Annotated in this window: 28 protein-coding genes and 2 pseudogenes; 11 read left to right on the top strand and 19 right to left on the bottom strand. The window is 64.4% G+C overall.

Going from position 1 to position 25,535, the window contains the following annotated elements; genetic code table 11:
* Positions 1-88: 88 nt before the first annotated feature.
* The 5 genes from IH615_RS00150 to IH615_RS00130 all read right to left on the bottom strand — a co-directional run bounded on the left by IH615_RS00150 (position 89) and on the right by IH615_RS00130 (position 2,920).
* Positions 89-442, bottom strand: coding sequence for an MmcQ/YjbR family DNA-binding protein (locus IH615_RS00150; protein ID WP_291358869.1), 354 nt, complete (start codon positions 440-442; stop codon positions 89-91).
* Positions 443-450: 8 nt separating this feature from the next.
* The gene (locus IH615_RS00145) at positions 451-876 is read right to left on the bottom strand and encodes a DUF1178 family protein (RefSeq protein ID WP_291358867.1); all 426 of its coding nucleotides are present in this window, start codon (positions 874-876) and stop codon (positions 451-453) included.
* 62 nt (positions 877-938) lie between these two features.
* Complete coding sequence (locus IH615_RS00140) at positions 939-1,769, bottom strand: carbon-nitrogen hydrolase family protein (protein WP_291358865.1); 831 nt, start codon at positions 1,767-1,769, stop codon at positions 939-941.
* A gap of 114 nt (positions 1,770-1,883) precedes the next feature.
* On the bottom strand, positions 1,884-2,138 hold the full coding sequence (grxC, locus tag IH615_RS00135) for a glutaredoxin 3 (protein ID WP_291358863.1): 255 nt from the start codon (positions 2,136-2,138) through the stop codon (positions 1,884-1,886).
* Positions 2,139-2,173: 35 nt separating this feature from the next.
* Positions 2,174-2,920 carry a ComF family protein gene (locus IH615_RS00130; protein ID WP_291358861.1) on the bottom strand — a complete coding sequence of 249 codons (747 nt, stop codon included), beginning with the start codon at positions 2,918-2,920 and terminating at the stop codon, positions 2,174-2,176.
* A 92-nt stretch (positions 2,921-3,012) separates the two neighbouring features.
* Between IH615_RS00130 and IH615_RS00125 the strand changes: the two genes are divergently transcribed.
* On the top strand, positions 3,013-3,843 hold the full coding sequence (locus tag IH615_RS00125; RefSeq protein ID WP_291358859.1) for a methyltransferase domain-containing protein: 831 nt from the start codon (positions 3,013-3,015) through the stop codon (positions 3,841-3,843).
* Position 3,844: 1 nt separating this feature from the next.
* A complete protein-coding gene (locus IH615_RS00120; protein ID WP_291358858.1) occupies positions 3,845-4,384 on the top strand; it encodes an AAA family ATPase in 540 nt (179 codons plus the stop codon).
* A 95-nt stretch (positions 4,385-4,479) separates the two neighbouring features.
* Here the strand turns inward: IH615_RS00120 and IH615_RS00115 are convergent, their stop codons facing one another.
* From IH615_RS00115 to IH615_RS00090, 6 genes are all read right to left on the bottom strand, one after another.
* Positions 4,480-5,055 (bottom strand): CarD family transcriptional regulator, encoded by a 576-nt coding sequence (locus tag IH615_RS00115; protein WP_291358856.1) that lies wholly within the window; start codon positions 5,053-5,055, stop codon positions 4,480-4,482.
* Positions 5,056-5,450: 395 nt separating this feature from the next.
* A complete protein-coding gene (gene fdxA, locus IH615_RS00110) occupies positions 5,451-5,789 on the bottom strand; it encodes a ferredoxin FdxA (protein ID WP_291358854.1) in 339 nt (112 codons plus the stop codon).
* A 126-nt stretch (positions 5,790-5,915) separates the two neighbouring features.
* A complete protein-coding gene (locus IH615_RS00105; protein ID WP_291358853.1) occupies positions 5,916-6,410 on the bottom strand; it encodes a GNAT family N-acetyltransferase in 495 nt (164 codons plus the stop codon).
* Between the two features lie 12 nt (positions 6,411-6,422).
* Positions 6,423-7,124, bottom strand: a complete 702-nt coding sequence (locus tag IH615_RS00100) for a DUF2270 domain-containing protein (protein ID WP_291358852.1) — start codon at positions 7,122-7,124, stop codon at positions 6,423-6,425.
* Between the two features lie 10 nt (positions 7,125-7,134).
* Entirely contained in the window at positions 7,135-7,542 is a 408-nt protein-coding gene (locus IH615_RS00095; protein ID WP_291358850.1) for an RNA-binding S4 domain-containing protein, read from the bottom strand.
* Between the two features lie 3 nt (positions 7,543-7,545).
* Positions 7,546-10,569, bottom strand: coding sequence for a helicase-related protein (locus IH615_RS00090; RefSeq protein ID WP_291358849.1), 3,024 nt, complete (start codon positions 10,567-10,569; stop codon positions 7,546-7,548).
* Between the two features lie 494 nt (positions 10,570-11,063).
* On the opposite strand from IH615_RS00090, the gene IH615_RS00085 reads away from it, so the two are divergent.
* A complete protein-coding gene (locus tag IH615_RS00085; RefSeq protein WP_291358848.1) occupies positions 11,064-11,393 on the top strand; it encodes a nuclear transport factor 2 family protein in 330 nt (109 codons plus the stop codon).
* Between the two features lie 378 nt (positions 11,394-11,771).
* Here the strand turns inward: IH615_RS00085 and IH615_RS00080 are convergent, their stop codons facing one another.
* Positions 11,772-12,554, bottom strand: a complete 783-nt coding sequence (locus IH615_RS00080; protein WP_291358847.1) for a DUF3108 domain-containing protein — start codon at positions 12,552-12,554, stop codon at positions 11,772-11,774.
* Between the two features lie 220 nt (positions 12,555-12,774).
* Between IH615_RS00080 and rpmB the strand changes: the two genes are divergently transcribed.
* Together rpmB and IH615_RS00070 are read left to right on the top strand one after the other, a co-directional pair.
* Positions 12,775-13,059: a 50S ribosomal protein L28 gene (gene rpmB, locus IH615_RS00075; protein WP_291358845.1), complete on the top strand. Its 285-nt coding sequence runs from the start codon at positions 12,775-12,777 to the stop codon at positions 13,057-13,059.
* A 269-nt stretch (positions 13,060-13,328) separates the two neighbouring features.
* On the top strand, positions 13,329-14,015 hold the full coding sequence (locus IH615_RS00070) for a queuosine precursor transporter (RefSeq protein ID WP_291358844.1): 687 nt from the start codon (positions 13,329-13,331) through the stop codon (positions 14,013-14,015).
* Between the two features lie 60 nt (positions 14,016-14,075).
* Here the strand turns inward: IH615_RS00070 and IH615_RS00065 are convergent, their stop codons facing one another.
* The 5 genes from IH615_RS00065 to IH615_RS00045 all read right to left on the bottom strand — a co-directional run bounded on the left by IH615_RS00065 (position 14,076) and on the right by IH615_RS00045 (position 19,269).
* Positions 14,076-14,465, bottom strand: coding sequence for a VOC family protein (locus IH615_RS00065; RefSeq protein WP_291358843.1), 390 nt, complete (start codon positions 14,463-14,465; stop codon positions 14,076-14,078).
* A 70-nt stretch (positions 14,466-14,535) separates the two neighbouring features.
* Complete coding sequence (locus tag IH615_RS00060; protein ID WP_291358842.1) at positions 14,536-15,528, bottom strand: esterase-like activity of phytase family protein; 993 nt, start codon at positions 15,526-15,528, stop codon at positions 14,536-14,538.
* Positions 15,525-17,414: a cobaltochelatase subunit CobT gene (gene cobT / locus IH615_RS00055; RefSeq protein ID WP_291358840.1), complete on the bottom strand. Its 1,890-nt coding sequence runs from the start codon at positions 17,412-17,414 to the stop codon at positions 15,525-15,527. Before cobT ends, IH615_RS00060 begins: the two co-directional genes overlap by 4 nt.
* Positions 17,415-17,548: 134 nt before the next feature.
* A complete protein-coding gene (gene cobS / locus IH615_RS00050) occupies positions 17,549-18,532 on the bottom strand; it encodes a cobaltochelatase subunit CobS (protein ID WP_291358839.1) in 984 nt (327 codons plus the stop codon).
* 110 nt (positions 18,533-18,642) lie between these two features.
* Entirely contained in the window at positions 18,643-19,269 is a 627-nt protein-coding gene (locus IH615_RS00045) for a DnaJ domain-containing protein (RefSeq protein WP_291358838.1), read from the bottom strand.
* A 39-nt stretch (positions 19,270-19,308) separates the two neighbouring features.
* On the opposite strand from IH615_RS00045, the gene IH615_RS00040 reads away from it, so the two are divergent.
* Positions 19,309-19,599, top strand: a complete 291-nt coding sequence (locus IH615_RS00040; RefSeq protein ID WP_291358836.1) for a BolA family protein — start codon at positions 19,309-19,311, stop codon at positions 19,597-19,599.
* Here IH615_RS00040 and aroB read toward each other — a convergent pair.
* Together aroB and IH615_RS00030 are read right to left on the bottom strand one after the other, a co-directional pair.
* The gene (gene aroB / locus IH615_RS00035) at positions 19,596-20,708 is read right to left on the bottom strand and encodes a 3-dehydroquinate synthase (RefSeq protein ID WP_291358834.1); all 1,113 of its coding nucleotides are present in this window, start codon (positions 20,706-20,708) and stop codon (positions 19,596-19,598) included. The two genes, IH615_RS00040 and aroB, sit on opposite strands and share 4 nt — an antisense overlap.
* A gap of 6 nt (positions 20,709-20,714) precedes the next feature.
* The gene (locus IH615_RS00030; protein WP_291358832.1) at positions 20,715-21,299 is read right to left on the bottom strand and encodes a shikimate kinase; all 585 of its coding nucleotides are present in this window, start codon (positions 21,297-21,299) and stop codon (positions 20,715-20,717) included.
* A 212-nt stretch (positions 21,300-21,511) separates the two neighbouring features.
* On the opposite strand from IH615_RS00030, the pseudogene IH615_RS00025 reads away from it, so the two are divergent.
* The 5 genes and pseudogenes from IH615_RS00025 to IH615_RS00005 form a co-directional block, all read left to right on the top strand.
* Positions 21,512-21,634, top strand: a pseudogene (locus IH615_RS00025) (histidine kinase); the annotation flags it as partial.
* A gap of 119 nt (positions 21,635-21,753) precedes the next feature.
* Entirely contained in the window at positions 21,754-22,662 is a 909-nt protein-coding gene (gene xerD / locus IH615_RS00020) for a site-specific tyrosine recombinase XerD (RefSeq protein WP_291358830.1), read from the top strand.
* Between the two features lie 236 nt (positions 22,663-22,898).
* On the top strand, positions 22,899-23,852 hold the full coding sequence (locus IH615_RS00015; protein WP_291358829.1) for an acetyl-CoA carboxylase carboxyltransferase subunit alpha: 954 nt from the start codon (positions 22,899-22,901) through the stop codon (positions 23,850-23,852).
* A gap of 460 nt (positions 23,853-24,312) precedes the next feature.
* Positions 24,313-24,861 (top strand): annotated as a pseudogene (locus IH615_RS00010) (murein L,D-transpeptidase family protein); the annotation flags it as partial.
* 367 nt (positions 24,862-25,228) lie between these two features.
* The coding region (locus IH615_RS00005; RefSeq protein ID WP_291358827.1) for a hypothetical protein at positions 25,229-25,535 on the top strand (307 nt) is incomplete at its 3' end.

Here is a 25,535-nt window from a genome sequence, read left to right as displayed (position 1 = left end):
AGCAGGCAACGAACCGCAAGACCGGTTTTCCTATGAGCCTGCGGCTGGAAACCCCGCGCCGGGAGTGGCGCCGGGAAAGTCAAAATGGTCAGGTAATACCAAGTTCGGTGCGGAGCTTCCTGGTCAGTCCCGCCGCGATCAGCCCATGTGACCGACCGACATAGGCAATAAGATCGTCGTGGCTCAGTGGCGCATCCTGCTGCACCGCCACCCACTGTCGCTTGGCAAAATGGGCCGCCTGGCTCACGCCACCCAGCGCCGTCAGAATATCAAAACTGCCTTCGCCGCATTTGAAGACCAGCCTCAGCGGGTCATGGTCCGACAACAGGCAAAATACCTTCCCGCCCACCTTGGCGACCCTTGCGTCCCATTGGTCCACGAGAGTTACGCCCGGCAGCGCGCTCAACAGCCTATCGAAATCACTCCGATCAAACAGGCCCAAGATGCGTCTCAGTTGTGTTCTTCGGGCAGGTCGGGCAGCGGCATGAACTCCACGCCTTCTTCGGCCAGGGCGAGAACCTCGTCCCGCGTGGCTTCGCCATAGATGCCGCGCGCTTCCACTTCCTCGAAATGAATCTTGCGCGCTTCATCGGCGAACCTGTCGCCGACATAATCGGCTTCGCTGATCACCTTCTGCCGATAGGCCCGCAGCAATTCGCGAAACTTGAGCGCATCCGGATGGCTCGAACTCAGCGACACCTTCTCACTGTCCGTGCGCGCCACGGCCGGCGCCATCGGCGCCTTCTCGATGGCACCATCGCCACAGACCGCACAGGTCACGATGCCCCGCGCCTGCTGTTCGTCGAACGCGGCGGCGTTCTTGAACCAGGCGTCGTAGCGATGACCTTTGGAGCAATGCAGGGAATACTGGATCACGGTGAGCTGGTCTCATGAGCCCGTGCGGCTCGGTTGGTTACAACAACATATAGGCCGGCTGGCTAGGGCTGCAACGGCTCGGGCATCGCAAAGTTTCGCGCATTGGCCAGAGCAGGGATGCGTTGGCGCACGTCCGCGACATGGTCTGCGGAAATCTCGGCCACCAGCACGCCAGGCGCGTCATGCGCCAGTTCGGCAATGACCCGGCCCCAGGGGTCGATGATGATGGAATGCCCATAGGTCGCCCGGCCATTGGCATGCTGCCCGCCCTGCGCCGCCGCGATCACATAGGACCCGGTCTCGATGGCACGCGCCCGCAGCAGCACATGCCAATGCGCCTGCCCGGTCGGCACGGTGAAGGCGGCCGGCACCGCCATCAGGCTCGCGCCGGCATTGGCCAGCGCATTGTAGAGCTTGGGAAAGCGCATGTCGTAGCAGATCGACATGCCCAGCGTGAATTCGCCCAGGTCAGCCGTCACCGCCCGCTCGCCCCCGGCATAAGTGGCGCTTTCGCGATAGGCATTGAGCCCGGCAATATCGGCGTCGAACAGGTGGATCTTGTCATAGGTGGCGACCTGCCGCCCATCCGGCCCGAACAGCACCGAGCGATTGGCAAAGCGCCCATCGGGCAACGGCACCGCCAGCGAACCGATATGGACAAATATGCCGTGCTGCTTTGCCAGCTCGCCCACCCGGGCCAGCTGCGGATGCCCCTCGAACGGCGCGGCGACGCTGGCCAGCTGTTCGCGGTTTTCCGGAAAGATCATCGTCACTTCCGGCGTCAGCACATAGCGTGCGCCGGCCGCTGCCGCCTCGGTCAGCATGGGTTCGAGCGCGGCAAGATTGGCCTCGGGATCGAGCCCCGACTGCATCTGGATGGCAGCGATTTTCATGACGCCTGGGCCTCTCGGGGCACGACCTCGTGGTTCGACAGGCTCACCATGAGGTCTACTGGGATTTCAGAGTAGACCTCATCCTGAGCCTGTCGAAGGACGAGGTCGTGGCAATCAGGCCTGCAGCAGCGGATCGAGCGCGCCGCGGCGGTCGAGCGCCGCCATGTCGTCATAGCCGCCGACATGGGCATCATCGATGAAGATCTGCGGCACGGTGCGCCGGCCATGGGCGCGCTCGGTCATGGCCTCGCGCAGGCTCGGGTCCAGCACCGTGATCTCGGTATAGTCGGCACCCTTGTCGGCCAGCAGCGCCTTGGCGGCATGGCAATAGGGGCAGGTCGGGGTAGTGTAGATTTCTATTCTGGCCATCACGCTTTCTCCAACGGAGACAAGGGGTTTGTCCTTTATATGGGTAAGTCCGCGCCAATGACAACGCGGGCGAAAGTCACGACATCGACAGCATCGATCCCCGATCTGCGCAGGCTCCTCGTCACCGCCTTGACCGTGGCGCCGGTGGTATAGACGTCATCGATCAGCACCACCCGCCGGCCGCCCGTCCTGATGAGCGCATCCGGATGCACCGCAAACGCACCGGCCACATTGCGCTGCCGTCCGTCGCCGCTGAGGCCGACCTGCTGCCGCGTCCTGCGGATGCGCTGTACCAGGGTGGGATCGACCTTGAGCCCGGTCAGCCTGCCGATCTGGTGTGCCAGTTCTGCCGATTGGTTATAGCGCCGCTCCCGCTGCCGCGCCCGATGCAGCGGCACCGGCACCAGCACGGGCGCGTCGGCCCAGAGTTCATGCCCCGCGCCGGCCATCAGCCGGGCACAGAACCGCGCCAGTTCCGGCCGGTCGCCATATTTGAGCCGCGACACGATGGTGGAGGCGACCTCGCCATAGATCACCGCCGCGCGCGCCCGGCCGAATGGCGGCGGATCGGCCAGTGCCTCGGCCGACAGCGTGTCCGGTCCCAGCGACACCGCGAAGGGCAGGCCAAGCACCGGGCAAAGCGGCGCGGTGATGGGCCGCAAGGCCTTGAAACAGTCAGGGCAGAGCGTGTCCGCCGTTGCGGTCGGCGCGTCGCAATTGAGGCAGACCGGCGGATAGGCGAGATCCAGCAAGGCGCCGCCCAGCCGCTGTGCGCCACACACGGCCCGCTGCCGCCACCACCCGGTTTTGACAAGCCCCTCGTCACTCTCCATAAGGCCATAGTGCCACGTCGCTATCAGGCCGCAAGACCATCATGACCCAGCCGCCCGCCATTTTCGACACCGCGCTGATCGCCCGCCACCTGGCGCGTCGGCCGCAGGCGAGTGATTTTGTCACCGACCTGGTGCTTGTTGATCTCGAGGACCGGCTCGCCGCCCTGATCCGCGAATTCCCCAAGGCCGCCATTATCGGCCCCGACCTCGAGAGGCTCCCCCAGTTCGGCCAGACCGCCAGCGCCCGCTTCGCCTTCGAACGACATGCGGCATTCCTCGGCACCGATGACGTGCCGGCGCTCGAGGGGGACGACTACAATCTCATCGTTTCCATCCTCCATCTGCAGGCGGTCAACGATGTGCCCGGCTATCTTGCCCGCCTGCGCGCTCGCCTGGCGCCCGATGGCCTGCTGCTGATCGCCGCCCTGGGCGGGGAGACACTGACCGAGTTGCGCGAGGCCTTCCTCGCCGCCGATGCGCTGGTCTTTGGCGGCGTTTCCGCGCGCGTCGCCCCCATGATCCAGGTCCGCGATGCCGGCGCCCTGCTGCAACGCGCCGGGCTGGCTCTGCCAGTGGCCGATGTCGAAACCCACACTGTGCGCTATTCGAGCCCTTTCGCGCTGATGGCCGAACTCAAGGCGCTGGGCGCCGCCAATCCCTTGGTCGATCGATCGCGCCGACTGGCCAGCCCCGCTCTGCTGACAGCCGCGGCCAATGCCTATCTGGCCCAGGACTCCGATGCCGATGGCCGCATCCGCGCGACGCTGGAAATCGTCTGGCTCTCCGGCTGGGTGCCGCACGAAAGCCAGCAGCAGCCGCTCAAGCCCGGCAGCGCCACCACGCGCCTGGGCGATGTGTTGGGGAAGGCCTGAAATGCTCGATGAGTTCGCCGGCCACGTGCTCGTGCTGTCGGGCTCCCCTGGCTCGGGCAAGACCACGACGGCGGAACGGCTGGCGCATCTGCCCGGCATAGCCAAGGTGCATCTGCATTCCGACGACTTCTGGGGCTACATCAAGCATGGACTTATCCCGCCATGGCTGCCCGAGTCGGATGCACAGAACCGCATGATCGCCCAGATTGCGGCCAGCGTGGCCGGGCAATATGCGCTGCACCACTACTTCGTGACGCTTGACGGTGTTGTCCGCCCATGGTGGCTACCTGCCTTCGCTGCGCTGGGCGTGCCGCTGCATTATGTGGTGTTGCGCACCTCGGTCGAGGAGGCCGTGGCCCGCTGCCAGGCGAGGGGCGGCGACAGCCTCACCGATCCCGCGGTCGTTGCCGACCTGCATGGCCAGTTTGCCGATCTCGGCGCGTTCGAAAGGCACAGAGTGCCGGTCGATGGCCTCGACCGCGACAGCACCCTCACCGCAGTCATTGCAGCGCTCAAGACCGGCTCCTACCGGCTCGCCTGAGCCGAGCTGCCAGTCAGCCAGCGTTAGCCTCGGCCCTACAAACAAAAAGGCCGGTGTTGCCACCGGCCTTTCCAATAGTTTCGAAGCAACCCGTCTTAGGCGGCAGCTTCCTCGTCGCTTTCCGGCTCGGCCGCAGCGTCCTTGGTCCGCTTGGGCGACTTGGCCAGGTTCTTTTCGATCAGCTGCACGGCTTCGGTCAGCGTCAGCTTGTTGACGGCGCCGATTTCGCGGCTCATGCGGTCCATCGCCTGCTCGAACAGCTGGCGTTCCGAATAGGACTGCTCCGGCTGCTCATCGGAGCGATAGAGATCGCGCACGACTTCCGAGATGGCGATCAGATCGCCCGAATTGATCTTGGCTTCGTATTCCTGGGCGCGGCGCGACCACATGGTGCGCTTGACGCGGGCGCGACCGGTCACCGTGGCCAGCGCCTGGGTGACCATGTCTTCCTCGGCCAGCTTGCGCATGCCGACGGACTTGATCTTGGCGACGGGAACGCGCAGGGTCAGCTTGTCCTGTTCGAAGCTGATGACGAACAACTCAAGGGTCAGGCCGGCGACTTCCTGTTCTTCGATCGAGACGATCACACCGACGCCATGCGCCGGATAGACGACATACTCGCCGGTCTTGAACCCGAGCCGTGTCTGTACCTTCTTGGCTACCATATTCATGGAACTCCTTGTTGACGCCCCAATGGACAGTTCCTGGCGGGGAGGACCGTCCATTCCTACTCTTCGTGACTGGCGTCCAAACGGAACGCCGCGCGCAGCAAAACCCCAAGGCCATCCGGTTCCGCTTTCCCGGAGGTCAAGTCATCTAACGATGTTGTCAAAAAAATCGTGCCTTAAGGCACGGGCTGGGTGACGGGCTCAACTGCATTATTTGGCACTATAGCACAAAAATTCAGCAGAATCAAAAGCTACGAATCAGGCGCGGATTCGCGCTCGCCGCAATGGGGCGAGGGTGTGGTGACGGGCATTATTCGATGGGCGCGAGGGGCGCCACACCCACTATGCGGCACCTTCCGCTTGATGGGGAAGGGTGTCGACTGAAACTCAGCGACTAATCAGTCGCCCTCGCCGGGCGCCTCGGAGAAATACTTGGCCAGCTTGCCCTCTTCGCCGTCCTTCTCCTTGGCCTCGGGCAGCGGCTCGCGGCGCTCGGTCAGGTTTGGCCACATCGAGGCAAATTTCGTATTGAGCGCCAGCCATTCGTCGAGCCCCGACTCGGTGTCCGGCTTGATGGCTTCGGCCGGACATTCGGGCTCGCAAACGCCGCAGTCGATACACTCATCGGGGTGGATCACCAGCATGTTCTCGCCCTCGTAGAAGCAGTCCACGGGGCACACTTCCACGCAGTCGGTGTATTTGCAGGCGATGCAATTGTCGGTGACGATATAGGTCATATCGGGCGGCAGTCCGGCAGGGGTCTCAACGGTCCGGTGCTAAACCGTTTTCGGCGGCGGGGCAAGGCTGTGGAGGCGCACCTTTTGGCGCAGGCAGCGGCCACAGGGGAACGCTGTTCCCCTGGGTCACGGGGAATGGCGAAACACCACGTCCTCAGGGTCCTGGCGCGCCGCCATTTCATCGCGCACTGCCCCAAGCCGCTCCGCCACCGCAATGGATCGGGCATTGGCCGGGTCACAATAGCTGACCAATGTCGGCAGCCCACGCTCGGCAAACGCCCAGTCGCGCAGCGCCCGCGCCGCCTCGAGCGCATAGCCCCTGCCCTCGTGCCCCTCGTAGAGCAACCAGCCCAGTTCCTTCTCGGGGAACAGCGGTCCGTGATTGATCCCGACCTGCCCGACACAGTCGCCGGTTTCCCGCAGGTCGATCATCAGCGCGCCATGGCCGAACAGCTCCCAGCAGGCGATGTCGTGGCAGAACAGGCCCCAGGCCGCGAAGCTGTTGTAGGGCCCGCCCATATAGCGCGAGCGCGACGAGGCCCACAGTGTCTCATAGGCGGGAAAATCGGCAAAAACCGGCGGGCGCAGGATCAGGCGCTCGGTCGTCAGGGTCGGGATCATCGCCCGACCTGCTCACACATGCACTTCATCGCCGCCCCGATCCTTGCCCTTGAGCGAAGCTACCGCCAGGCCGAGGTAGAACGCCATCACCAGCGTCACCACCAGCCATCCTGGCATCGGCCCGATGGCGGCATGGCTGATGGCCATTTCGAGCGGCCGGCCCGGATCGAGAGCCGCACCGTCCTGCAGATCTGGCGACGCAATCTTGAGCACCCAGGCCAATAGCAGGATGAGGAACATCCAGATGTAGTTGCGGCGCAGGCGCCGCCGCAACGCCCGTTCGAAGGTGATGCGAAATGTCGGATGCCGCAGGTCCTGCGCCAGCATCAGCAGCCACGGCTCGACACCGCCCTTTGTCTCGGGCCCGAACAACTGGCCGAAATAGTGCCGCTCGAACTGGCGGATGCGCAGGCGATAGACATCGTAGAACCGATAGCGGCGGGCTTCCACGCAGAGCAGGAGCAGCACGATCAGCATGGCAAAGAGGGGCAGCCCGTGATGGGCGGCAGGCGTCGACAGCGACACCGACAGCAGCGCCGCCACCACCGTGATCGCCCAGTTGCTGGTCATGTCCAGCCGGGACCGCCATGCATTCATCCGGCCCATTTCGGCCCGGTAGTAATGGATCATTGCATTGGTGGCCTCGGCCGAATTGGCCGGCAGGGCCGCCTGGGCGACGGTAGGCGGCAAGCCCCCAGCTTCCGGTTTGCTCATGCTGGCTGGCTCACTCGTCATCTTCGGCCCTCAGCCGGTCGGTGTCCCGCCGCTCTTTCTTGGTCGGACGCCCTGCCCCGTCTCCTCGTGGCGCGATAGCCGCCTCGTAGGGCGACAGCTCCGCCTTGGGCAGAGTCGGCGGTGACAGGTCCTCGTAGAGCCCCTGTGCCTCCGTCGCGGGACCCCGCCGGCTCCCGCAATCAAGAATGCGCCAGACCACGATTCGGCCATGCAGGCTCATCGTCAGCACATCGCCCGCCCCGACCTTGAGGTCGGAGCGGTCTGTACGTTCGGAATTGACCCTGATGGCCCCGGTCTCGATGACCTTCTGCGCCAGCGTGCGCGATTTGAGCGCGCGCGAGAAGAACAGGAACTTGTCGAGCCGCTCCTTGCGGACGGGTTCGACTGTCCCTGCCAATCCCTACTCTGCCTTGCGGTCGCGCAGGGCCGCCAGCTTGGCGAAGGGGCTGTCCGGATCGAACGCCTTTTCCTTGCGCGGTTCCTCGCGTGGCCGCTCGAACCTGGCCTTCTCGCCCTTCTGGTCATCGGGCCGGCGGTTGTCGTTGCGGCCCTTGCCGTCGAATTTGGGCTTGGGCGGATTGAGGTGGCGGGCCTTGGACAGGTCCTGCACCTCGCCTTCGGGACGGCGCGGCGCCGCCGGGCGGTGATTGCGCTCGGGACGCGGCGCACGGGCCTGCTGGCCCTCGCCTTCGGGGCGGCGGCGATTCTCGTGCCGCTTGTTGTCAGGGCGCTTGCCCGCCGGCGACCAGACTTCGTCATATTCGGGCTCAGCCGCCGCGGCCGGAGCCGACTCGGCGGTTTCGGGCGTCGCTTCCACCACTGTCGTGGCCGGAATATCGACCTCGACCGAGGGCGCCACGTCGGCCGTAACCGCCTCGACTGGCGCTTCTTCGACCGCGTCGGTGCTGGCCGGGTTCTCCGACAGAACCTCTTCGAGCGCCGGTGCCTCGGCCGTCGCCTCGGCGGCAACGGCAGGCGCCGCGACCTTGAGCGTGCGCTTGACGCGATAGCCGAGCGAATTGAGGATCGAGGCAAAATCCTCGCCCGAGCAGCCCAGCAGCGAAGTCATTTCCACGGTGACGCGAAAGCCATTGCCTTCTGCCGCGCCGGCTGGAAGTTCACCAGCATAGGGACGCCCGGCATCCAGCGCGATCAGCGGACGGATGATATCGGCCAGGCGCTCAAGAATGTCGACGCGCACGGCGCGGCGGCCCGCCACCTTGAAGCCGGCAATCTCATAGAGCCGCGTATCGACTTCGGGATCCACCACGAAGCTGGTGCGGCCGCTGAGAACGATATGAGGAATATCGGTGACGCCGGCTTGCCGAACGCCGCCATGCTTGAGCGCGAACAGGATCAGTGCCAATTCGCGCGGCGCGGGCTTGAGCGAAAGCGGCAGGTAGATGTGGTAGGCGCCGAACTTGATGCCCAGCTTGCGCATCTTGCCGCGCACATCCTGGTCCAGGTTCTTGACGTCTTCGGCCACCTGGCTGCGCGGGATCAGCCCCAGATGCTCATGGAGCTGGTAGGCAATGCCGCGGGCCGCGCCTTCGAGGTCGGCCGGCGCTTCCAGCGACATGACGCTTTCGAGCACCGTGTTGATATGGTGGCGCAGCCAGAGGTTGAGCCGCTCCTGCACCCGTTCGAAATCGGTCCCGGTCAGCGTTTCGTCTGCCAGCATCAGGATGCGCGGACGATAGAGCGCATCGCCCTCGATCAGCTCGGCGACGATATCGCCCTTCCAGCGCAGCCGCCCGTCGGTGGCCAGCACGAACTCTTCGTTCGGGGCCCCGGCCAGTCGGTCGGCGCGGTTATGAATTTCCGGCGCCACCACCTGATCGGCTGCAGCGCGCAACCCCTTGATGTCGGCGTCGCCATCATTGCGCGCCAGGGTGAAGCGGAAGCCTTCGAGCGTGCCGATGAGATGGCCTTCCAGCCGCACTTCGCCACGTTCATTGATCTCGGGAGATGCCATACGTTTGTCTTTCAGATGACGCAGCAGGACGCTGGTGCGCCGGTCGACGAACCTCTGGGTGAGCCGCTCGTGCAGCGCGTCACTCAGGCGATCCTCAATGTCTCGGGTCTTTTCGCGCCAATGTGAAGGGTCTGCAAGCCAGTTTTTGCGATTGGCGACAAAGGTCCAGGTACGGATCTGCTTGATCCGGTTGCTCAGCGTGTCGATATCGCCGCTCGCATTGTCGCAAAAGCGCACCTGCTCGGCAATCCAGTCCTCGTTGACCTTGCCGCGCTTGACTAAGTCCGAGTAAATCCGCGTGACGATTTCGCCGTGATTGGCAGGCGAAATCCCCTGGTAATCCGGGATTTGGCAGCATTCCCACAGCAGCCGCGCCCCATCTAGGCCCCGCGCGAGCTGCCCGGCCTCGTTGCGCGCCACGAATTCAAGCGCATGCTGGTCGGTCGCCACAGGCACCCGCGTCAGGCTGCGATGCTCCGGCGCCATTTCCAGACTATCCCGCAAGGCGTTGATCGAGCTGAAATCGAGCTGGTTGTTGCGCCATTGCAGCACTTTTACCGGCTCGAAGTCGTGCGTTTCGAGCGCCACGACCATTTCCTCGTCAAATCCCTCGGTGCCGCCGGTGACCCCGAACGTGCCGTTGCGGGCATGGCGACCCGCCCGCCCGGCGATCTGGCCGAGCTCTGCCGCCGTCAGCGGGCGGCTCGTATGGCCATCGAATTTGCTGTCATCGGCAAAGGCGACGTGATGGATATCGAGGTTGAGCCCCATGCCGATCGCATCGGTGGCGACGAGAAAATCCACGTCGCCATTCTGGTAGAGCTCGACCTGGGCATTGCGCGTGCGGGGCGAGAGCGCCCCCATGACCACCGCCGCGCCGCCGCGCTCGCGCCGGATCAGCTCGGCAATCGCATAGACCTGCCGCGCCGAGAAGGCGACGATGGCCGAGCGGGTCGGCTGGCGCGAGATCTTCTTGGAACCCGAATAGGTGAGCTGGGAAAAGCGCGGCCGGTCGACGATATCGGCATGTGGCAGCAACCGGCGGATCACCGGCGCCATGGTGGCCGAGCCCAGCAAGAGGGTTTCGCTGCTGCCGCGCGCATTGAGAATGCGATCGGTGAATACATGGCCGCGGTCGAAATCGACAGCCACCTGGATTTCGTCGATCGCCACGCAATCGACGCGGATCTCCATGGGCATGGCTTCCACCGTGCAGACCCAGAATCGCGGCTTGGCCGGAACGATGCGCTCTTCGCCCGTCACCAGCGCCACCGCGCCCTCGCCCACCCGCTCGACGCAGCGCTGATAGACTTCGCGCGCCAATAGCCGCAACGGCAGGCCGATCATCCCGGAGGGATGAGCCAGCATGCGCTCGATGGCAAAATAGGTCTTGCCGGTATTGGTGGGGCCAAGAATCGCCTTGACCGACTGCGGGGGCGCGAAAGTCATTGCCGGCAATGTAGGGACTCAAATCGGACGTTGCGAGTGTCACAACGCATGGTCCCGAGAAAGGACAGCATTACGACCATTTTGTCACGAGCGTTAAGCAAAGGAACACAGCAAGAACGAATCGGCACCGAATCGGCGCGCCGAGGTGAATCCTGCTTCGTTCACCCCACTATCTGGTAGTACCGCCGACCCAATACTACCACGCCGAACCGCAATAGGCCGGACACGGTTCCAGAGCCGAGAAAACCGTTCAGCTTTGTTGACAAGCCGTTAATTTCGCGCCGAGGCAGCGCCTTCGTGACTGAAAGGTAAAGACCTGACCGGCAAAGAATTTGTCCGTTCATCCCTGCTTGGGCAGCTTCGCTGGCCTTCCGGGCACCAGATTGAGGAAATAGGGCATTGACCGTGCCGGACTGGCACAGCGGCTGCTGACAGGTTCCGTCAGGGGCGGGGAGCCAGAACCACCACCTCCCTGACCATATCCGGATTCACTCATGTCCCAGTTTGACCCCTCCGCCCTGCCCGCCCCGCTGGCCGACTATTTTGCCGCCGGCGACCGCCGCGCCATTGTCGGCCTCTTTGCCCCCGACGCCCGCGTCCGCGACGAGGGCGAAGACCATGTCGGCACCGCGGCCATCGCCGTGTGGCTCGACCGCGTCGAAACCCGCTACCAGCCGCGCTACGCCATCCAGGACGCCCAAACCTCCGGCGACCAGACGTTGGTGACCTTCACTGTCTCCGGCACCTTCCCCGGAAGCCCCGCCACGCTGCGCCAGCAATTCGTCCTCGCCGACAGCAGGATCGCCAGCCTCGCCACGCTCTAGCCTGTCCCGTTCCGGCACGGCGCAGGCCTCTTCCCTTCGCTCCCGTTCACATCCGGTCCAAAACCGGAACGAACAGGGAGCGAATCGAGCGAGTGGCGGGAATGCGGCTTTGTTCACCGCAAGGGCTGGGGGTCTGCAGCCCCTGCACACACAAGAGGCCCGCGCCGGGCCCCCGGCCGCACCGAAAGGGTCGAGAACCGCTTCATCTCCATTGCCAAAGGATGAAGATCGGCCGCTTCGGGCTGAACATGAACGGCGCATTGCCGCGAATTTTCCCTGCAAATGCAGCGCGTTAACACAAAACACCCGCAATGCGGGCGCTCTGGCGGGCAAAATTGAGGAAAAACCCGTTGACCGTCCCAGAGCGGGACTTGGAGTCTAAAAACTCATCCGGGTCAGCACCATCGACAGATCGCCCATATTGGTGCCGAGCAGCACCCGATAGGGGATGAAATAGCCCGTCTCGCCCAGCGGCGCATACCAGATGACGATGCGGTCGCTATCGGCTAGGTAGGTGGTGATCTCTGAACTGGTGAAATGGCCGGAAATCGGGTCGTAATCCACCGTGCACAGCACGACGGGTCCCTGATAGCCGGTGCGCGGCGAGGTCGCCTCGTCGTCGCCCGCATAGCTCATGGCAATGTTGAAGCGCTCGACCCCGGTAAACACCTTTGCCTGGCGCTGGCAGAGGCTCTTGTCCAGCCCCTCGCCCTTGAGCACGAAGGCCGAAAGGAAATCGCCCACCCCGGTCAGGTGGCGGCGCTCGAGCGGCACGCGATCATAATTGTCGATGATCGGCGGCTCGACCTTGAAGGCAGAGACGTCGCGCCCGGCAAAGGCCACATCGACCGTAAAAGTCTCGCCATTGGCGCGCGTTTCAAGGTCGAATTCCTCGGCCAGCAGCGACGCGCCCGAGGAACGGCCGACCGAACTGGCCTTGGCCGTGCCGCTGGCGACCAGCGTGCCCAGGCCCGCGACATTGGCCGAGAGATCAAGCGTATAGCGGCTGCCCGTATCCTCGAGGTCCACGGTCATGGCCGCGACATTGATGCCGCCCAGCGTCAGCACATAGCTGGCCGATGCATCGACCTGGGCGGCGCCGGCCGGTTGGCTCAGGATCAGGGCCAGCGCGGCCATTAAAGCAAGACGGGGCTGGTTCAAGACGGTTCGTTCTCTGCAAGGGGGCGGCTGCGAATCAGCGCTTTGGCTAAAACTGCCTGCGCGATTCGGCCCATGCAAGGCGCTCGCGGGCGTTTGAGGGTGCTTTGCCTTGACGGCAGCCCCCGTTTTCTCTAAGGAACCGCCAGATTTCACAACAATCGAGGCCCGTCGCGGACTTCTCCGCCACGCAGGACCTTTACACAAAGTAGGATATCTCCCAATGGCACGTCGCTGTGAACTGACTGGCAAGGGCGTAATGGTTGGCAACAACGTTTCGCACGCCCTCAACCGCACCCGCCGCCGGTTTCTCCCCAATCTGCTCAACGTCACGCTGATCTCGGACGCGCTCAACCGCCCGGTCAAGCTGCGCATCTGTGCTGCAGCCCTGCGTACCGTCGAGCACCGCGGTGGCCTCGATGCCTTCCTGCTCAAGCAGGCCGATGCCGATCTGTCGCCGCTGGCCGCCGGCATCAAGAAGGAAATTCGCGCCGCCCTCGCTGCGTAATTTCTGACTGAACGAATTTTGAACCGCGTGGGGTCATGCTCCGCGCGGTTTGTTTTTGGGGCCGCGTCCATTCACGCGGTGCTGCCACAACCACTGCACGTCACCCTCGGGCTTGACCCGAGGGCTCTGTACTTGCGAAGCGTGCGGTAAGTGAAGTGTCCTCGGGTCAAGCCCGAGGATGACGATCGAAGGTGGGATGGCTATCCCGCCCAACTGAAAAATGCGCCCCGGTCTTATGCCGGACCGCGCTCACATAGAGGTGCATTCTGATGCTAGCTCGTCTCCTGGCGGCCATTGCCGCCATGGTCGTGGTCGTTGCCGCGTCCAATATCCTGGTGCTCTACCCGCTGAACGTCCAGCTGGGCTCGGTCAATCTGGCCGACCTGCTCACCTGGGGCGCCTTCACCTTCCCCTTCGCCTTCCTCGTCACCGACCTGACCAACCGCTATGATGGCGCCCGCAAGGCCCGCCTTGTGGTGCTGGTGGGCTTCCTGGTCGGCCTGGGCCTGTCCTTCTACCTCAGCTACTATCCGCTGCCCTGGAATGCTGGCGGCGACCCGGCCACCACCCAGCGCATTGCGCTGGCCTCGGCCACCGCCTTCCTCATTGGTCAGCTACTCGATATCGCCGTCTTCTCGCGGCTGCGCGCCAGCAAGGCCTGGTTCCTGCCGCCGCTGGCCGGTTCGCTCTTCGGCTCGATCATCGATACCACCATCTTCTTCACCGTCGCCTTTGCCCCGGCCTTGGCGGGCATCGATGCCCTGTTCGGCATGGCCGACAACTCGCTGGGTTTCCCTGCGCCCTGGCTCGGCATCGGCCCCGAAGTGCCGCTCTGGACCTCGCTGGCCTCGGGCGATTTCCTGATCAAGTTCCTCGCTGCTTTGCTGCTGCTGGCACCCTACCGGGTGCTGATGGGGCGCATCATGCCGCTGCCGGCGATCGGCGCGCGGGCATAGCACGACGCTTCCCTTCTCCCCTTGAGGGAGAAGGGGCCTGCGCCGATTCCCCGTCGCCGCCTAGGCAGAAGCGGGCGGCACGAATGGATTGCCTGGCGCCGGCTCGAGGATGGAAAACACATTGCCCTCCGGGTCCTTGAACGTCACAAGGTGGCCGACACCCTCTATGGCAACCTTGGGAACCACGATGGTGCCGCCCGCCCTGACGATCCGTTCGCCATAGGCGTCGGCAGAGGGAACTTCGATGGTCGGCGTCACCGATTGCCAGGCCTGCTCGCGCTTGGCAATGCCGCCCCCGACGGCGGCCTCGCCATCTCCTCCGGTACCCAGCAGCCAATAGGGCACCGGCCCGTCGAGCTTGGTGACCTTCCAGTCGAACACGTCATGATAGAACCGGGCGGCGCGCTCCGGATCATCGGCAGCGATATCGAAATGAACGATGGCGGGCATGATCTCGTCTCCCAGAAGACTCCATCATGGACCTCTGGCCGGGCGGAGGCTTGACGCCGATCAAGTGCCCTCAGTCAGGAAAGGCGAACTCCAGCAGCAAGGTCCGCTGCCAGTCGTTGAAGTTATTGTCCGAGCCGATGAGAATGCGCAATTCGCCATCGGGCGCGGTGTGCACGGCCAGCGATTCCATATTGTCGATGGTCCCACCCGTGGCCGACAGCAGCAGTTCCCCCGCCATCACATTGCCCGGGCGCACCTCAGCCGCTGGCACAAGGCGCAGGTTCATCACGAAATTCAGCATTGAGACCCCCCGCTCGAGCACCAACAGGTCGCCATTGGGCAGGAAGGCGCAGTCAGTGGGGCTCACCACCGGACTGTCCTGGTAGCCGATCGGTCCCTTGTCGTTCTGGCCCAGCAGCCAGCCGCGATGATTGCCATCGGCATCGAGCGCTTCCTCGGCCAGCAACAGCGTCGAGCCGGCAATCGGGGACGCCGCAGGCGCAACGCATAGCGATTCCAGCGTCTCGTTGGTCCTGAGGTCGCTGAGCCAGTCGGGAATGGTCACTTCGCGCGCTGGCCCACCCGGCAGGGCATCGGTGAGCGTGAAGTCGGCCACCCGCGTCAAATGCTCGAAGCCCACGCGCACCGCCACGGCAACGCCGTCGCGATAGATCGTATCAACGCTTTCGGCGTCGCGGGCATATTGGCGCGGCAGCACATCGCCCTTGGAATTGCGGATCGGCTCCACGCGCGTGCCGATAAAGCCGAACAGGCGCCCGGCATCGTCATAAGCCAGCCGCCCGCTGACGAAATTTCCGCGATCGCTGACAAACAGGGCCTGCTGGTCTGGTCCGGCCATGGTGAGGCTCGATAGCCCGCCAAAGGTGTCGTCCTGGCTGACCAGCGCGATGCCGCCGCGAAAGATCAGGCTGCCGGCCGGCTGATCGACCTGGCTATCCCCGAACTGGGTGACCAGGCTCGCGCTCACCGTCACCTCGACAGCACCGGCGGGAAGGCTCCCCGCCAATGCCGCTGCGACGATGGCCGCCCGGCCCCAGCTCATCCCCGGCCCCGCCGCCGCGACTGAACCGGCATTTCCTCGTCGAACAGCGCCGCCAGCTCGTCTGTGAGCGCGCCGGCCAGTTCCTCGGCATCGAGCAAGGTCACTGCCCGCTTGTAGTAGCGCGTCACATCATGACCGATGCCGACCGCCACCAGCTGGATGGGCGAACGCGTTTCGATATCCTCGATTACCTGCCGCAGATGGGCCTCGAGATAATTGCCGGCATTGACCGATTGCGTGCTGTCATCCACCGGCGCGCCATCGGAAATCACCATCAGGATGCGGCGGGCCTCCGGGCGGGCCATCAACCGCTTGCGCGCCCATTCGAGCGCCTCGCCGTCGATATTCTCCTTGAGCAGGCCCTCGCGCATCATCAGGCCAAGATTGCGCCGCGCATGGCGCCATGGCTCGTCGGCGGCCTTGTAGATGATGTGGCGGACATCGTTGACGCGGCCCGGATTGGGCGGGCGGCCAGCCTCGAGCCAGGCTTCGCGCGACTTGCCGCCCTTCCAGGCGCGGGTGGTAAAGCCCAGGATCTCGACCTTGACGCCGCAGCGCTCCAGCGTCCGCGCAAGAATATCGCCGCAGATCGCCGCAATGGTGATCGGCCGGCCGCGCATCGAGCCCGAATTGTCGATCAGCAGCGTCACGATCGTGTCGCGGAAATCGGTGTCGTTCTCGACCTTGAAGCTCAGCGCCTGCATCGGATCGGTCACCACGCGGGTGAGCCGCGCCGTATCGAGCAGGCCTTCCTCAAGGTCGAACTGCCAGCTGCGATTCTGCTTGGCCATCAGCCGCCGCTGCAGCTTGTTGGCCAGCCGCGCCACCGCACCGGCCAGGTTCTCGAGCTGCTTGTCCAGCAGGCTCCGCAACTGGTCCAGCTCGTCGGGCGGGCAGAGGTCGGCCGCCTTGACGATCTCGTCGAACTTTGACGTGAACACCTTGTACTGGAACTGGTTGGTCAGCCGCTCGCCGCCATCCTTGGCCGGCGGGGGCATGGGCGCGTCTTCGCCCGCTTCAGCGGCCGCGTCCTCGTCGGTATCGGCCATGTCCGATTCCATGCCGTCGACATCGCCGGTCTCTTCCGACTCGCCGGCCTGCTCGTCCTGCTCGCTGTCCTGGCTGTCGTTCTCGCCTTCGCCCTGCTCGGGCGACTTGTCCGAGCTGTCGCCGCCTTCGGGCTCCTGCTCGTCACCCTCTTCCTCGTCCGAGGAATCGGCGTCGTCCAGCTCGCTTTCGGGCACGAGGTTGAGGTCGCGCAGCAGCATCTTGGCCGCCTTGGAAAACTCTTCCTGGTTTTCGTAGCGCTCCAGCAGGCTATCGAGCGACTTGCCGCCCTTGTCCTCGATTTCCTTGCGCCACAGATCCACCAGCGCATGGCCCGAAGGCGGCACGGCGACGCCGGCCAGCTTCTCGCGCAGCAACAGGCCCAGGGCCTCCGCTATCGGCGCGTCGCCCTTGTTGTCGACCTCGGCGAAATTGGCACGGAACAGCCGGTCTTCCAGCATCTCGCCGATATTGCCCACCATGCCGGGCATGCGCACGCAGCCCAAAGCCTCGACCCGGGCCTGCTCCAGCGCATCGAACGCGGCCCGGGCCACCGGGTCCATTGGCGAGCGCTTGCGATGGGTCTCGGGATCGTGGCTGGCCAGCCGCATGGCCATGGCATCGCCCTGCCCGCGGGCAATGGCGATATCGCGCCGCGTCGGCAGCCGCGGCAGGTTGGCTAGCCGCGCCTTGTCCGAGGTCAGCAATGGCCGATCGGAGGTGAAGGTCACTTCCAGATCCGGCCTGGCGCCAATCGCGCGCACCGTCGCCCCCATGGCGGATTTGAACACCTGGGTCTGGTCGGGCTTGTTGGCTTTGCTGCGCGGTGGAGTGGCCATGTCAAAAATCCATGGTGCGGACGCGACGCGCACCCCTTTTCACCGCGTCATTCCCGCGAAGGCGGGAATCTCTGTTTGCCAGGCGATCCAAAACGGAGATTCCCGCCTTCGCGGGAATGACCCTGTGAATGCTGCTAAGCCGTTACGGCCAGATTGGCGGACGACTCGGGCAGATCTTCGCCAAACACGCGCTGGTAGAACTCGGCCACGACAGGGCGTTCCAGTTCGTCGCATTTGTTGAGGAAGGTCAGCCGGAAGGCAAAGCCGATATCGCCGCCGAAAATCTGGGTATTCTCGGCCCAGGTGATCACGGTACGCGGGCTCATCACGGTCGAAAGGTCGCCATTGATGAAGGCCGAGCGCGTGAGATCGGCCAGCCGCACCATGTTGGAGATGATCTTCTTGCCCTTCTCGGTCTCGGCATAGGCCTTGTTCTTGGCCAGCACGATGCCGACTTCCTTGTCATGCGGCAGGTAGTTCAGCGTCGTCACCAGGCTCCAGCGGTCCATCTGGCCCTGGTTGATCTGCTGGGTGCCGTGATAGAGCCCCGACGTATCGCCCAGGCCGATCGTGTTGGTGGTCGAGAACAGCCGGAAGGCCGGGTGGGGCACGATGACGCGGTTCTGGTCGAGCAGCGTCAGCCGACCCGCCACTTCCAGCACGCGCTGGATCACGAACATCACGTCCGGGCGGCCGGCATCATATTCGTCGAACACCAGAGCGACATTGTTCTGCACCGCCCAGGGCAAAATACCGTCGCGGAATTCGGTGACCTGCTTGCCATCCTTGAGCACGATCGCGTCCTTGCCGACCAGATCGATACGCGACACATGGCTGTCCAGATTGACGCGCACCAGCGGCCAGTTGAGGCGCGCCGCCACCTGCTCGATATGGGTCGATTTACCCGTGCCGTGATAGCCCTGCACCATGACGCGACGGTTGAAGGCAAAGCCCGCCAGGATCGCCAGCGTGGTGTTGCGATCGAACAGATAGTCGGGATCAACAGGGGGAACGTGGCTATTGGCTTCCTTGTAGCCCATCACCTTCATGTCCGTGTCGATGCCGAACAGCTCCCGTGCCGAATATTCGGTGTCGGGCAGATTGGTGTACTCAGTCATGGCAGTGCTCTTGGCGGAAAAAATTCGAGGCGGGAGGGCATTAGAAGTCGCGGGCTCTATAGCAGCATTGTGACACCGGCGGTAGGCACTTGGACGAGAAGCTGGCTTGCCTACTTCGCCACGAAACCCGTCTTCTTGAGATGGCTATACGCCGCGATGATGGTGCGCAGGCGCTCTTCGCTGGCCTTGTCGCCGCCATTGGCGTCGGGATGGTGGATCTTGACCAGGGTCTTGTAGGCCCGCTTGATCTCGTCCGATTTGGCCTGGCCGACAATGCCCAGCGTTTCGAGCGCCCGCCGATCCTGCTCGTGCAGCGGCTTGACCCGCTCGGCCGCCGGCTTCTGCGATTGGCGGTGGCGGAAGCGGGCAAAGACGCCGAACGGATCGCCGAACCGGTCGCCGGGACGAAGGCCGGCCGTCGCCTGGCGGGAGGTGCGCGTGCCGGGATTGCCGGTGGCAAAGCTCGAGCGACTCTCGGCCTTGGGCGGCGCATGCAGCGCCTCCTCCAGTTCGTCCTTCTCCATGCCGGCGAAGAAATTGAACGCCGTATTGTAGTGGCGGACATGCTCAAGGCAGAAATGGTGATACTGGCCCTCGCTGCGATGGCCCTTGGGGGCGCGGTACTCGCCGGCCAGCGTGCACCCTTCCCAGTCGCAGGCGTGCTCGACCGGCGCCGGTTTTTCTTCCCGGCGAGGTTTGATGCGAATGGTGTCGAAGAGCTTGGATTGCAGTTTCATTGCGCCTAGTTACGTGCCTGAACCATAGAAAGCCCCGCCATGAGTGCCAAAGACACCATCCAAGCCAAGCTCGCCGCTAAATTCGCCCCCGCTTTCCTCGATGTGATCGATGAATCGAACAAGCATCATGGCCATGCCGGCTGGCGGGAGGGTGGTGAAACCCATTTTCGTGTCAGAATCGCGACCCGTCAATTTGACGGGATGAGCCGCGTGGCGCAACACCGCGCCGTCATGGACGTTCTGGACGCCGAACTCAAGGACCGAGTGCACGCTCTTGCCATCGAGGTGCTGCCGGTCGATGGGCCCTATGAATTGCCGGACCGCGTCTAGCCCCGCATCTCATCCAGAAACGCCGCCACCGCAGCGCCATCGACATTGCTCTCGATGAACGCCTTGCCGATGCCCCGCGTCAGGATGAAGGTCAGCGAGCCGCGCGAGACCTTCTTGTCCTGCGCGATGGCGGCCATCAGCGCGTCGGTCGAACCGAGCGTTCCGGGAATATCACCCAATTTGGTGGGCAGGCCCGATTTCTGCAAGTGGGCGACGATGCGGCCAGTATCCTGGCTGGAGGCCAGCCCCTGCCGCGCCGAAAAGCCATGCGCCAGCACCATGCCGATGGCAACGCCCTCGCCATGCAGCAGCCGGTCGGAATAGCCGGTATCCTTTTCCAGCGCATGCCCGAAGGTGTGGCCAAGATTGAGCAGGGCGCGGACGCCAAGTTCCTTCTCGTCCTCGATCACCACCCGCGCCTTGTGGGCACAGCAGCGGGCAATCGCCTCGCCCCGCGCCGGGCCACCGGCAAAGATTTCCGCCTGGTGCTCTTCGAGCCAGAAGAAGAACGCCTCGTCGTCGATCAGCCCGTATTTGACCACTTCGGCATAGCCGGCGGCGAACTGCCGCGGCGCCAGCGTATCAAGCGTCGACAGGTCCGCCAGCACCAGCTTGGGCTGGTGGAAGGCGCCGATCAGGTTCTTGCCATGGGGTGAATTGATGCCGGTCTTGCCGCCGACAGAGCTATCGACCTGCGCCAGAAGCGAGGTCGGCATCTGCACAAAATCCATGCCGCGCCGGGCAATCGAGGCGGCAAATCCCGCCAGGTCCCCAATCACCCCGCCGCCCAGCGCGATCACCAGGTCGCCGCGCTCCAGCCGGGCGGCGAGAATGCCCTCGACCGCTTGGCCGAGAAAGCTCCAGGACTTGGTGCTCTCCCCCGCCGGCAGCACGATCTCGGTATGGCCGAGCCCAGCCGCATCGAGCGAGGCCGCGAGCCGCGGCAACTGTGCCTTGGCCACTGCCTCGTCGGTGATGATGCCATAGCGCCTTCCGGGAAAGCGCTCGGCCAGAATGGCGCCGGCCTCGTCGAGCAGGTGCGGCCCGATCAGGATGTCATAGGCGCGATCGCCGAGGGCGACGTGAACCGTGTGGGCAATATCGGGCATATGGGGTCAGTCCTGACGCTTGAGAAAGCCGAGTACGGCATCGATCACGTGGCCCGCCACCACATCCTGCGGCACGTCGCGCGACATCACAGTGACATCGGCTTCCGCATAGATCGGATAGCGATCCTCGATCAGCTTTTCGAGTGTGGCGCGGGGATTGGCGGTCTTGAGCAGGGGACGATTGCTGCGCCGGGACACCCGCTCGAACAGGATATCCACCTCGGCCTTGAGCCAGACCGAGACTGCCTCGGCCTTGACCAGCGCACGCGTCTCCGCATTGACGAAGGCCCCCCCGCCGGTGGCCAGCACCACGCCTGGCTCCTTGAGCACGCGGGCAATGACGCGGGTCTCCCCCGCGCGGAATTCGGCCTCGCCCCGCTGCTCGAAAATCTCGGGAATGCTCATCTGCGCCGCCTTCTCGATTTCCTCGTCGCTGTCGAGAAAATGGCGGTTGAGCCGGGTGGCGAGGCGACGGCCGACCGTGGTCTTGCCGGCGCCCATCATCCCGACCAGCACCAGCGGCCGGCCGGCGAGCCGCTCGGCAAGTTGTTCGGCGCGGGCCTGCCGCAATGCCGCGTCCGGTCGGTTCAAAAGACGTTCCCCAAGCGTTTTCAGGCGAAGTGGATACCGGTTCGCCGCCCGGAAAACGCGACAAAACAATATTGCCGCTATCAAGCCGTCCGCACCCCGGCTGTCAAGAACTTGCGGACAAGGGCCCGACACCGCACTATGCCTACGGAAACGAAACCTTTTGCAGGCAAATTGCAGGAAATCTGCAAGCAAACCGCCCGCAGGACTGCTGTATGCCCACTCTGATCCGCCTCATCATCACGCTGCTGTTTCTGGCCGGCCTCGTCTATGCCGGCATGTTTGCGCTGGTCGCCTTCGTCGAGCCGACGCCCAAGGAAGTGACCATCCGCATCCCGCAGCGCGACCTGCTGTCCGGCGGCCAGCCGGCTTTGCCCGGCACCCAGGCGCCGGCCGAACAGCCGGCCGCCGACGCTCCGGCGTCCGAGCCGACCACCCCGCCGGAGCCGTTGACAGATTGAGCGGGACACACCTGATCGGCGCCTTCCTCGAAATGATGAGCGCCGAACGCGGCGCCGCCAAGAACACCATCGAGGCCTATCGCCGTGACCTGGCCGATTATGCCGGCTTCGTCGCCGGCCGGCAGTCGAGCCTGCTCACCGTGGACCGTGACATCGTCAATGCCTGGCTCGACCGGCTCAAGCAGGATGGTCTTTCGGCCTCGTCCTCCGCCCGTCGCCTCTCGGCCATCCGCCAGTTCCACAAATTTCTCTGCGCCGACGGCGTGCGGGGCGATGATCCCACCCGCATCGTCGCCAGCCCCAAAAGCCGCCGGGCCCTGCCCAAGGTATTGTCGATATCAGAGGTCGACCGCCTGCTCACAACGGCCGAGGCCGAGGCCAATACCCCGGCCTCGCCGCAGAAGCAGGCCGCTGCCCTGCGCCTCTATGTGCTGCTCGAACTGCTTTATGCCACCGGCCTCCGCGTCAGCGAGCTGGTGAGCCTGCGCCGCTCCGCCGTCATGCGCGATGCCAGTTTCCTCACCGTCGTGGGCAAGGGCAGCAAGGAGCGCGTCGTGCCGGTCAATGACCGCGCACGCGACGCCATCAAGGCCTATCTGCAGACGCTGGAGCCGGGCCTGTTCCTGTTCCCCGCCACCGGGTCGGAAGGTTACCTCAGCCGCCAGGTCTTCGCCCGCGACCTCAAATCCCTGGCGGCACGCGCCGGCATCAGCTCGGCGCGGGTCGCGCCGCACGTCCTGCGCCACGCCTTTGCCAGCCACCTGCTGGCCGGCGGCGCCGACCTGCGCGTGGTCCAGATGCTGCTCGGCCATGCCGATATCTCGACCACCCAGATCTATACCCACGTGCTGGACGAGAAGTTGCGGACCCTGGTCGAAACGCATCACCCGCTGGCTGGTGGGTAGAAAGATCACGATGTCATTCCGGCGAAGGCCGGAATCCATCCTGGGATGATTTGGAAAGACCTCAGGATGGGCCCAGGCCTTCGCCGGGGTGACACCGAGATTGTTCAGACTCTGGAAGGGAAGGGCGAAGAGCCTTGACTTGCCATTGCGCCATCGCCACTTTCCGGCCACTTTAGGGCGCAAGAGCAGCGACCCTTATCCTGGGTCCAAGTCAACGACCCTTAACGGGCAGGTCAATGCAGTCTTATCTCGATTTCGAAAAGCCGGTTGCCGATCTCGAGGGCAAGATTGCCGAGCTCAAGGCAATGGCCGCGACAGACCAGGCCGTCAGCATTGACGAAGAGGTCAACCGGCTCAGTGCCCGCGCCGATGAGGCGCTGGTGGAAATCTACCGCCGCCTGACCCCCTGGCAGAAGACGCAGGTGGCGCGCCATCCACAGCGCCCGCATTTCTCCGACTATGTCGGCAAGCTCATTACCGAATGGACGCCGCTGGCCGGCGACCGCAAATATCGCGAGGACGCGGCCCTGCAGGCCGGCTTCGGTCGCTTCAACGGCCAGTCCGTTGCCATTCTCGGCCAGGAAAAGGGCAGCTCCACCGAAACCCGCCTCAAGCATAATTTCGGCATGGCCAGCCCCGAAGGCTATCGCAAGGCCGTCCGCATCATGGAAATGGCCGATCGCTTCAACATTCCCCTGATCTCCTTCGTCGATACCGCCGGCGCCTATCCCGGCATCGGCGCCGAGGAGCGCGGCCAGGCCGAGGCCATTGCCCGCTCCACCGAGAAATGCCTTGAGCTGGGTGTGCCCAACATCGCCATCGTTATTGGCGAAGGCGGCTCCGGCGGCGCCATCGCCATCGCCGTGGCCAACCGCGTCCTGATGCTCGAAAACGCCATCTACTCCGTGATCTCCCCCGAAGCCGGCGCCTCGATCCTGTTCCGCGACGCCGCCAAGGCGCAGGACATGGCGACGGCCCAGAAGATCACCGCGCAGGACCTGCTCGGTTTCGGCGTCATCGACGGCATCATCCCCGAGCCCGCTGGCGGCGCCCATCGCCATCACGAAACCATCATGGATTCGACCCGCGCAGCGATTTCGGGCTTCCTCGGTGACTTCGCCGGCCGAGGCCGGCTCGAAACCCGCGAACACCGCCGCGAGAAGTTCCTGGCCATCGGCACGACGCTTTAGCGCACTGCCGCCCGCCCGCTCGTAACACCCCTCCATGATCGTCATCACCCGGTTTGTCCGGGTGATCCATCTTTCAGCGCAAGCGGACCCTTGGATTGCCGGGACGAGCCCGGCAATGACGGCAGAACCAAGCGACGGGTACTCACCACACGCTTGCGTGATATTCCCCCGCTTCACGGCAAATTTGCCGCGTGCTAACGCTTCGTTCACCAGCAAAACTCATGCTGCGGTAACCAACGGCCCCTATGGGTCACCGCTCCATTCGTCCACCGGGCCGCCGACCTTGACCGCTCTTCTTCTTCGCAAGTTTTCCTCGGCGCTGATCCTGCTCTGGGTGGCCTTCGGGCTCGTTGCCTGTGGCGGCTTCCTGCCCAAATCGAACGACAACCGGCACAACCAGCCCCTGTCGAGCCTGACCCAGGCGGGCCTGCGCAACATGGGCTCGTCGCCCGGCGAAGCCATGGTCATCCGCATCTTCAAGGAGGAAAAGACCCTCGAAGTGTGGAAGCGTACCAGCGCCGGCCAGTTCAAGATGTTCAAGACCTACGAGATCTGCGCCTTTTCCGGCGATCTCGGCCCCAAGATCAGGGAAGGCGACCGGCAGAGTCCCGAGGGCTTCTATACGATCACGCCCGGCCTGATGAACCCGCGCTCCAACTATTACCTCGCCTTCAATACCGGCTTTCCCAACAAGTTCGATCGCGTCTGGGGCCGCACCGGTTCTGACCTGATGGTGCATGGCGATTGCTCCTCGCGCGGCTGCTACGCCATGACCGACGAGGGCATTGCCGAGATCTATGCCCTGGCCCGCGAGACCTTCAAGGGCGGCAACCAGAGCTTCCAGCTGCAGATTTTCCCCTTCAAGATGACCGCCGCCAAGCTGGCCCAGAAGGCGTCGAGCCCCCATATCGGCTTCTGGAAGGACATCAAAGAGGGCTACGACCTGTTCGAGCTGACCAAGGCGCCACCGGTCTGGGACGTGTGCGAGCGCCAGTACATCTTCAACGCCATCGGCGGCGGCGCACTCAATCCCATGGGTCCCTGCCCCGCCGTGACGCAGATCGCGGGCCTCGCCGAAAAACTCCAGGCCGAAGAGGCCGCCTTTGCCAGTGCCGTCGAGAGCGAAGCCCAGCGTGCCGCCCGCATTGCGGCCGAAGAGGCCGCCCTCAAGGAGCGCAGCGCCGCCATTTCCGGCTTTGTCGGGGGCCTGGGCAGCATCTTTGGCGGCGGCAAGGATGCCGATATCGTGCCAGTCATCTCGGGCAAGCCGGCCCCCAGGCCTCTGCCGCCGTTGCAGCGCTAGGCGACCGCCACCATATCTGGGCCGCATTCTGCGCCGATCTGAACGCGGCAGCGCCAGCCACGGAGACTTTGCCTTGGAAGAGACGGGATCGGTCGATGTCCAGGGTGAGCGACGGCCCCCGCCGGAAACGGTGCGCCGCCGCATGCCGCTGGCCAATGTGCTGAGCTTCGTGGTTGGTCTGGTCGGCATCGCCGCGATCGCCACCAGCGCCTGGATCTATAGCGATACCCAGCGCGAGATCGTGCGGCTCTCGACCGACATTGCCCAGTTGCGCGTCAGCATGGAACTGTTCGGCCGCCAACAGGGCACGCCATCGGGCACCGACACCTCCACCCTCACCGACCTGGCCAATCGCCTCGCCATTCTCGAGGAAAGCTGGC

The sequence above is a fragment of the Devosia sp. genome, assembly GCF_014860165.1.
In the GTDB taxonomy this organism is placed as follows: domain Bacteria; phylum Pseudomonadota; class Alphaproteobacteria; order Rhizobiales; family Devosiaceae; genus Devosia.
The sequence above is the reverse complement of the archived record's forward strand: the minus strand, read 5'-3'. Positions and strand labels throughout refer to the sequence as shown.